We start from the raw sequence: 8,293 nt of genomic DNA, 5'->3' as shown, positions 1-8,293 counted from the left end.
GTCGAGGACGCCGCGCTCGTCGAGTTTCTTGACCGCCATCGCGTCGTGGCCGGTCGCGTCGATGACCAGGTCGGCCTCGACCGCGATCGGGTCGACGCAGGTGATCTCGCGGGGCAGCGCGTGGACCGGCGTCCAGTTCATCACGATGCCGCCGACGCGGTGGTCCTCGCGGATGACGATGTCCGTGAACTCGGTCATGTTCTGCATCTTCGCGCCCGCGTCGCAGGCGGCCTTGATGAGGCCGGAACAGGCTTCGGGCCCGTTCGCGACGTAGAGTCCCTCGCTGTCCTGGGACTGCTTGTAGTCCACTTCGAGTTCGTCGAGAACCTGCTGAGCGGGATCGCGGACCGTGACCTTGTTCATCAGGAAGCCACCGAGCCAGAAGCCGCCGCCGAGGTAGTTGTTCTTCTCGACGACCATTACCTTCACACCCCGCTCGGAGAGTTCCTTCGCCGCCGTCAGCCCCGAGGGACCGCCGCCGACGATGATGACATCCGAGTCCGAGAAGTCCATGAACTCCTCGGTCCACTCCTGTCCGATCGCGCGGGTGACGTCTGCTTCGCCGACCTGACTGAACTGCTCAAATTCGCTCATACAACTAGGTGGTAACACAGAGTAGTGATAAGTCTGTCGTCGCCGCTATCCGTGATAAATTAACGTTCATGAGGTTCTCTCGAGGCGATAGAACGGTGCGGAAAGCTCGACTTCTGGTATCGATCCGGAACGTGATTCCCGTCGGTACGCCGAGGCGCTCGCGGGACAATCCGAGCGCTTGCACGTTTCGATCCGGTCAGTGTCGCTCGGGCGTGGCAACGGGGCTCGGCTCCCAGACCCGAGTTGCCGACTCCGAACCCGGTTGCCGACTCCGCACGGTCCTTCGCACGCGCGACCGCACTCACGCGAGCCCGCGCGGCGCGCACACCCGCGCTGTCGGTCGGTTTCGGCGAAAACGTTATCAGATCCTCAGCCGTACCGAGCGACGATGACCGATATTCGTCCGCGACGACGGCCGGACGCTCGAGGACCGAGAGGTGAGCCGCGGTGGAGCTGATCATCACGGAGAAGGACAACGCGGCCCGCCGGATCGCCGACATCCTGAGCGGCGGGACCTACGACTCGAGCAGGGAGAACGGGGTCAACGTCTACGAGTGGGGCGGCAAGCGCTGCGTGGGGCTGTCGGGCCACGTCGTCGGCGTGGACTTCCCCTCGGAGTACTCCGACTGGCGGGACGTCGAGCCCGTGGAGCTGATCGACGCGAGCGTCGAGAAGACGGCCACGAAGGAGAACATCGTGGCGACGCTGCGCCTGCTGGCCCGTCGCGCCAATCGCGTTGCGATCGCGACGGACTACGACCGCGAGGGGGAGCTGATCGGCAAGGAGGCCTACGATATCGTCCGCGAGGTCGACGAGGACGTCCCCATTCGACGTGTGCGGTTCTCCTCGATCACGGAGAACGAGGTGCAAAAGGCGTTCGACGAGCCGGACGAACTCGACTTCGACCTCGCGGCCGCCGGCGAGGCCCGCCAGATCATCGACCTCGTTTGGGGGGCCGCGCTCACACGCTTTCTCTCGCTGTCTTCGGGGCAACTGGGCAACGACTTCATCTCCGTCGGCCGGGTGCAGTCGCCGACGCTGAAGCTGATCGTCGACCGCGAGCGCGAGATCGAGGCCTTCGATCCGGAGGACTACTGGGAGCTGTTCGCGGACCTTACGAAGAGCGAGGGTGATTCGGCCCCATTCGAGGCCCAGTACTTCTACCGCGACGAGGACGACAACGAGGCCGAACGCGTCTGGGAGGAGGCCATCGCCGAGGACGTCTACGACACGCTCTCGAGCCGCGACGCGGCGACCGTCGTCGACGTCAACCGGCGGACCCGGACCGACACGCCGCCCGAGCCGTTCAACACGACCCAGTTCATCCGCGCCGCGGGTGCCATCGGCTACTCCGCCAAACGGGCGATGTCGATCGCCGAGGACCTCTACACCGCCGGCTACATCACGTATCCGCGGACCGACAATACCGTCTACCCCGACGATCTCGAGCCCGAGGATCTCCTCGACGAGTTCGTCGGCCACCCCTCGCTCGGCGACTCCGCCGAATCGCTGCTCGAGGCCGACGAGATCGCTCCGACGGAGGGCGACGAGGAGACGACCGACCACCCGCCGATTCACCCCACGGGCGAGATTCCGACCCGCGGCGACGTGAGCGACGACGAGTGGGAGGTGTTCGAACTCGTCGTGCGGCGGTTCTACGCGACCGTCGCCGACGCCGCGGTCTGGGAACACCTCAAGGTCGTCGCCGAGGTCGACGACTGCCGGCTGAAGGCCAACGGCAAGCGACTCGTCGAGCCGGGCTATCACGACGTCTACCCGTACTTCTCGACGACGGAGAACTTCGTTCCCGACGTCGACGAGGGCGAGGAACTCGCGCTTTCCGACGTCGAACTCGAGGACAAACAGACCCAGCCGCCCCGACGATACGGCCAGTCGCGGCTCATCGAGACCATGGAGCAAATGGGGATCGGAACGAAGTCGACCAGACACAACACCCTCGAGAAGCTGTACGATCGGGGCTACATCGAGAGCGATCCACCGCGGCCGACGAAGCTCGCGATGGCCGTCGTCGACGCGGCCGAGAACTACGCCGACCGCGTCGTCAGCGAGGAGATGACCGCCCAGCTCGAGGCCGACATGGACGCCATCGCGAACGGCGAGGCGACGCTCGACGACGTGACCGACGAGTCCCGGGAGATGCTCGAGGAGATCTTCGAGAACCTCGCCGACTCGCGCGACGAGATCGGCGACCACCTCCGCAAGTCGCTGAAAGACGACAAGCGCCTCGGACCGTGCCCCGAGTGCGGGGAGGACCTGCTCGTCCGCCGGAGTCGCCACGGCTCGTACTTCATCGGCTGCGACGGTTACCCCGACTGCGAGAACACGCTGCCGCTGCCCTCGACCGGGAAGCCGCTCATCCTCGAGGACGAGTGCGAGGAACACGGCCTGAACGAGGTCAAGATGCTCGCCGGTCGGCAGACGTTCGTCCACGGCTGTCCCCTCTGTAAGGCCGAGGACGCCGGCGAGGGGCCGGTGCTGGGCGAGTGTCCCGACTGCGGTGATGAACACGGCGGCGAACTCGCCGTGAAAACCCTCCAGAGCGGCTCCCGGCTCGTCGGCTGTACGCGCTACCCCGACTGCGAGTACTCCCTGCCCCTGCCCCGGCGCGGCGAGATCGAGGTCACCGACGAGTACTGCGACGAGCACGAACTTCCCGAACTCGTCGTCCACAGCGGCGACGAGCCCTGGGAACTCGGCTGTCCGATCTGTAACTACCAGGAGTTCCAGGCCCGCGAGAGCGAGACGGGCTCGGACCTCGAGGCGCTCGACGGCGTCGGCGCGAAGACCGTCGAGAAGCTCGCCGCGGCGGGGATCGAGGCCCTCGAGGACCTGAGCGACGACGATCCCGACGCGGTCGCGTCCGACGTCGAGGGCGTCAGCGCCGACCGGGTTCGGACCTGGCAGGCGAAGGCCTAGACGCGTTTCTCCACTTGCCGAACGCCCTCGGCGAGTTTCTCGCGCTTGAAATACATCCCTTCGACCGCGAAGACTACTGCCGCGATGGCGACGACCAGCCAGAAGACGGCCGGGAGCTGCGAGTAGAGGTACCACGTCAGCATGACGAAGAAGGCCGCCGAGCCGACGACGCCGAGCAGCGGCGGGATCGGGTTGACGTCGACGCCCTCCGCGTCGCGCACCGAGAGTGCGAGTGCGCTCATCGCACCGAAGACGACGATGAAGGCCAGCGAGGCGAACTCCACGACGGCCTCGAGGCTTCCGAGGACGGTGAAGGCGGCCGTCAGGAGGCCGATGACGATCACGGTCCGCGACGGGGCGGCGTCGGCGTCCGCGTCGCCCATCTCGTCGGGGAGGATGTCGTCGCTGATCAGGTTCTTCGCGAAGATGGCCTCGCTGAACAGCGTCGAGTTGATCGCGCTCGCCGTCGAGATGAGCCCGGCGAGGCCGACGGCGAGCGCGAGCCACTTCGAGATCGACAGCGCGGCGTAGAGCAGCGACGGCTCGGGCTGGGCGGCGACGACCTCCTCGGGAAGGAGGGTCGTAATCACGAACCCGACGAGAATGTAGATGGCCGCTGCGATGGGAATCGAGATGAACACGCCTTTCGCGAGCGTCTCGTCCGGATCGTCGAACTGCTCCTGATCGTAAAACAGCAGCTGCCAGCCCTCGAACGAGACGAACCCGACCGAGGCGGCGAGGATCGGATTGAGGCCGAATTCGGCGAAACCGAGCCGTAGCTGATAGTTCGCCGCGCCGAACCAGAGTCCGATCAGGCCGAACGCGGCGATGATCCCCGCCTGGACGAACACGAGATACCGTTCGACCGCCGCCGACGAGCCCGCGCCGAGGAGGTTGATTCCGACGAAGACCGCGAGTACGCCGACCGAGAGGAACTGTCGAATCGGCAATCCCCAGACGTACTCGTAGCCGATCAGCATCTGGCCGTACATGCCAAAGGCGTAGGCGTACATCGCCATCGTCCCGATGTAGCCGACGACGAGCGTCCAGCCGACCACGCCGGCGACCGTCGATCTCCCCGTGAGTTCCTCGATGTACGAGACCGAGCCGCCGTCGCTGTCGGTCGCGTCGTTCAATTTGATGTACGAGTAGGCACAGCAGAAGACGACGACGGTCGCCAGCGAGTAGGCGAACCACGTCAGAATGCCCGCTGCGGCCACGACGATGCCGATCGCCGCGTAAATGCCACCACCGACGATGCCGCCCACGCCCAGTGCGACGGCCGTTCCGACGCCGAACTTCTCGTCTCCATGTCCGTCGTCGCCGTTTCCGCTACCCCCGTTTTTGCTGCTGCCGTTCCCACCACCGGCGTTCTCGCCGCCGTCGTTCTCACTCATGATTCCGATCCCACCGTGACGACCTCGTCACCCGCTGCGAGCCGCGGGTTGACCCGTGCGATGGGATGGACCCGGAAGTTCTGCACGTCGGCGGCCACCGCGAAGCTGTGCTCGAACGAGCAGATGGGGAGACAGACCCGGTCCTCGAGCAGCCGGGTGATCGCCGCTTCGTAGAGCCGGCGTCGCCGTTCGCGGTTCTCGGTCTCGCGAGCCGCCGTGAGCCGCTCCATGACCGCGTCCTCGCGGTAGAAGGTCCCGTTTGTCACGCCCGCCATGTTCTCGTGGAACGTCGGGTAGAGGTGCGAGTCCGGATCGGGCGTCCCGCTGATCTCCCCGACGAACACCGAGTAATCGCGCTCGGAGCCGGAAACGTATCGCTCGAGGAACGTCGACTCCGGTTTGGAGACCACGAGTGCGCCGTGGCTCGCGTCCCTGAGCCCGCCGGCCAGCGCTTCACCGAACTCCTTGTGTTTCGGGTCCGTCGAGGTGAGAATGCGGAGCTGGCCGCTCGCTTCGTCGGCCTCGCGGAACAGCTGGCGGGCCCGTTCGGGATTCGTCTCGTTCGCGAGGTCGGCCCACTCGTCGGTCGGCATGTCCCAGTCGCTGGCGACCCCCGGCGGCAGCGGACTGTACTGGCGCTGTCCCATCGGTTCGACGAAGTCGGCGACCGCTTTCTCGAGGTCGAGACAGTAGCTGATCGCCTCCCGGACCCGGGGATCGGTCGTCGGCCCCTGGTTCAGGTTGAAGCCGAAGTAAAACGAGGTGTATCCGTGCCGGCGCTTCACCGACGCGTTCGCCACGTCGCTGACGTGGTCCACGATCATCGGCGATACCGGCTCGATCGCGTCGTTGCGGTTCGTCCGCAGACTCGTCAGCTGGGTCATCGGGAACTCGACGTACGCCACGGTGAGCCGATCGATTCCGGGGATCGGGTCGCCCCAGTAGTCGTCCCAGCGGCGCAGCGTCGCCGTCTTCTCCGCGCTGAACGACGCGACTTCGAACGGGCCGGCCCCGACCGGCTCAGTCGCGAACGCCTCCCTGTCGTCTTCTCGCTCCTGCCGGGGGACGATCGGCTGCGTGAGCGCGTGGTCGAGCGCCGGATACGGTTCCTCGAGCGAAAATCGGACGGTGCGCTCGTCGACGGCCTCGACCGAATCGAACGGGCTCACCCGCCACGCCGTCGGCGCGTCCTCCTCGAGCGGCGCGGAATAGGAGTAGACGACGTCGTCGGCGACCACCGCCCGGTCGTTCTGAAACCGCGCGCTGTCGTCGAGTTCGACGACGGCCGCTCGGCCGTCGTTCTCGAACTGCGGCTCCCCGGCCGCGATTTTGGGGACGGTGTCGGTTCCGTCGTCGTACTCGTAGAGCCCGTCGAACACCCGCCCGATGACCTGTTCGGAGCCAATCGATTTCGCGGTGATCGGATCGAGCGTGATCGGCGGACGAAGCGTCCCGAGCCGGAACCGCGGCCCCGAACTCGTCTCGAGCATCGTCGAACACCCGTCCGTGGCCGCGATGCCCGAACCGCCCAGTGCGGCGAGCAGGGCGCGTCGCGTCGTCTCGTCTATTCGTTCGTTCGTTCCGTCGTCCATCCGTTTCAGGACCCACCGCCAGTGATACGCTGCTGTCGTCTCATAGTCGAATCCCGTCGCACTCGTTCGCAGGACGCGTTGCTACAACGTGCGTGGTGAACGACGTTGTGCGGTCGGCCTGCACCTGATGGGGGAGCCACCGACGAACGCCCGTGCCTTCGTCGGACCCGACACGGTCGCTGGGTCGCCGGAACACGGTCCGACGACCGACCAGTACCGTCGGGTCACCGCACCCACCGTCGACTCTCCTCACGTGGGGTCCGTGACGGCGCGTCGACCGATCCCGACTGCCGGCAGATTCTGACCGCCCCCCTTCTCACGGTCGCCGACGCGCTCGAGCGGTCTTCGAGGAATGCCGCTACGACCGATCGACTCTCTCACGCGGTCTGTGACTCGTTCGCTCCGGGTGTAGTCGATTCGTTGGTTGTCGTCCCGTCGTTCGCCTCGAGAACGGGTTCGACGGCCTCGACGATGGTTTCGGGCGGCGCGAAGCCGAGTTCCTCCCAGCGTTTCTCGCCCCGTTCGTCGATGACCATGGTTACGGGATACCCGACGGCGCCGTAGCGGGCCGAGATATCCCCCGTCGGGTCGTAGCCGACGGGCCAGTTGCCGCCGTGACCGCGCCACCAGTCCCGCAGTTCGGCTGGCGGCTTGCTATCATTGGATTGGTATGTAGCTCCCAGGAACGTGAGACCGTCGCCGTAATCCGCGGCGAGTTGAGAGTGCGCCTCGGCGAGGTTCGACATTTGCGCCTGACAGTTGCCACACCCGGTGACGAAGAGTTCGACGACCATGACGTCGCCGTTGGGGACGGTGACTGTGCCGGCTTCGCTCCCGGGAGCGTCGATCGTCTCGACCGTGATCGGGCCATCGGAGCCGCCCTCGTGTTCCGATTCGGTGCTGTCGGCCTCGAATGAGGGAACGGCCCCGAACGAGGGAACACCCCCGAGGAAGAGGCCCCCTGCGCCGGCGAGGACCCCGACGCTCCCGAGTCCGGCGATAATTTCTCGGCGTCTCATGGCCGTCCCACCGTTCGGACGGAACGCAATCGATACCGATAGTGCTCCATACGAGACGCGACGGGCGTCAGAAACTAAGATGTAACTGGTTATCGAACTGAATAGTACGGCAGTAGACGCGGGCACAACAGTCCCTGAGTGCCGTTTACGGAAGCGCAAGGAGAAGGCCCGTTCGAGGCGAGGAGGATGGTAATTCGAGCGAATTCACCGACGGCAGTTCGCTGAGCTTTTGCGCCTGTATCGCTCACTCGAGATCGAAACCGTGACCTCACTCGCCGTCACAGCACTGGCCGGCGTCTGCTTCGGACTCGCGCTCGCGGCCCCGCCGGGGCCAATGAACGCGATTATCGCCGAGGAGAGCGTCGTCCGCGGCTGGACGGCCGGCTTTCGAGCCGGTCTCGGTGCGATGCTCGCGGACGTGCTCTTCTTTCTCCTCACGCTGGCCGGTATCGTCGCCGTGATCGATCGCCTCTCGGGCGTCCGCCCCGCGCTTTACCTCGCCGGCGGCTGTCTCATGCTGTACTTCGCGATCGGTGCGATCGACGAGGCGCGAGCCGCCGCGTCGTTCACCGACGCCGGTCGAGCCGCCGCCTCGGGGTTCAGGAAGACATTCGTGCTGTCGCTGACCAACCCCTACCAGATCGGCTTCTGGCTCACCGTCGGCGTCGGCCTGCTCGAGCCGGGAACGCTGGACGTGCTCGCTCACGCCCCGGCGGTCGGGCGGGCGCTCGAGGGAGCGCTGGTCGTCCAGACT

General features: G+C 66.1%; 6 protein-coding genes. 2 read left to right on the top strand and 4 right to left on the bottom strand.

The window, feature by feature from the left end; all coding sequences use genetic code 11:
- The coding region (locus PGX04_RS08435; RefSeq protein ID WP_273738101.1) for a sulfide-dependent adenosine diphosphate thiazole synthase at positions 1–594 on the bottom strand (594 nt) is incomplete at its 3' end.
- Between the two features lie 447 nt (positions 595–1,041).
- Between PGX04_RS08435 and PGX04_RS08430 the strand changes: the two genes are divergently transcribed.
- Positions 1,042–3,531: a DNA topoisomerase I gene (locus tag PGX04_RS08430; RefSeq protein WP_273738100.1), complete on the top strand. Its 2,490-nt coding sequence runs from the start codon at positions 1,042–1,044 to the stop codon at positions 3,529–3,531.
- Here PGX04_RS08430 and PGX04_RS08425 read toward each other — a convergent pair.
- The 3 genes from PGX04_RS08425 to PGX04_RS08415 all read right to left on the bottom strand — a co-directional run bounded on the left by PGX04_RS08425 (position 3,528) and on the right by PGX04_RS08415 (position 7,539).
- On the bottom strand, positions 3,528–4,928 hold the full coding sequence (locus tag PGX04_RS08425; protein ID WP_273738099.1) for an APC family permease: 1,401 nt from the start codon (positions 4,926–4,928) through the stop codon (positions 3,528–3,530). The two genes, PGX04_RS08430 and PGX04_RS08425, sit on opposite strands and share 4 nt — an antisense overlap.
- On the bottom strand, positions 4,925–6,520 hold the full coding sequence (locus tag PGX04_RS08420; protein WP_273738098.1) for an ABC transporter substrate-binding protein: 1,596 nt from the start codon (positions 6,518–6,520) through the stop codon (positions 4,925–4,927). Before PGX04_RS08420 ends, PGX04_RS08425 begins: the two co-directional genes overlap by 4 nt.
- A 377-nt stretch (positions 6,521–6,897) precedes the next feature.
- Entirely contained in the window at positions 6,898–7,539 is a 642-nt protein-coding gene (locus PGX04_RS08415) for a TlpA family protein disulfide reductase (protein ID WP_273738097.1), read from the bottom strand.
- Between the two features lie 262 nt (positions 7,540–7,801).
- On the opposite strand from PGX04_RS08415, the gene PGX04_RS08410 reads away from it, so the two are divergent.
- Positions 7,802–8,293 (top strand): LysE family translocator (locus PGX04_RS08410; RefSeq protein WP_273738096.1); only part of this gene is annotated, 492 nt, incomplete at its 3' end.

The sequence above is a fragment of the Natrinema soli genome (assembly GCF_028618695.1).
This window is presented reverse-complemented; position numbering and strand designations above follow the sequence as displayed.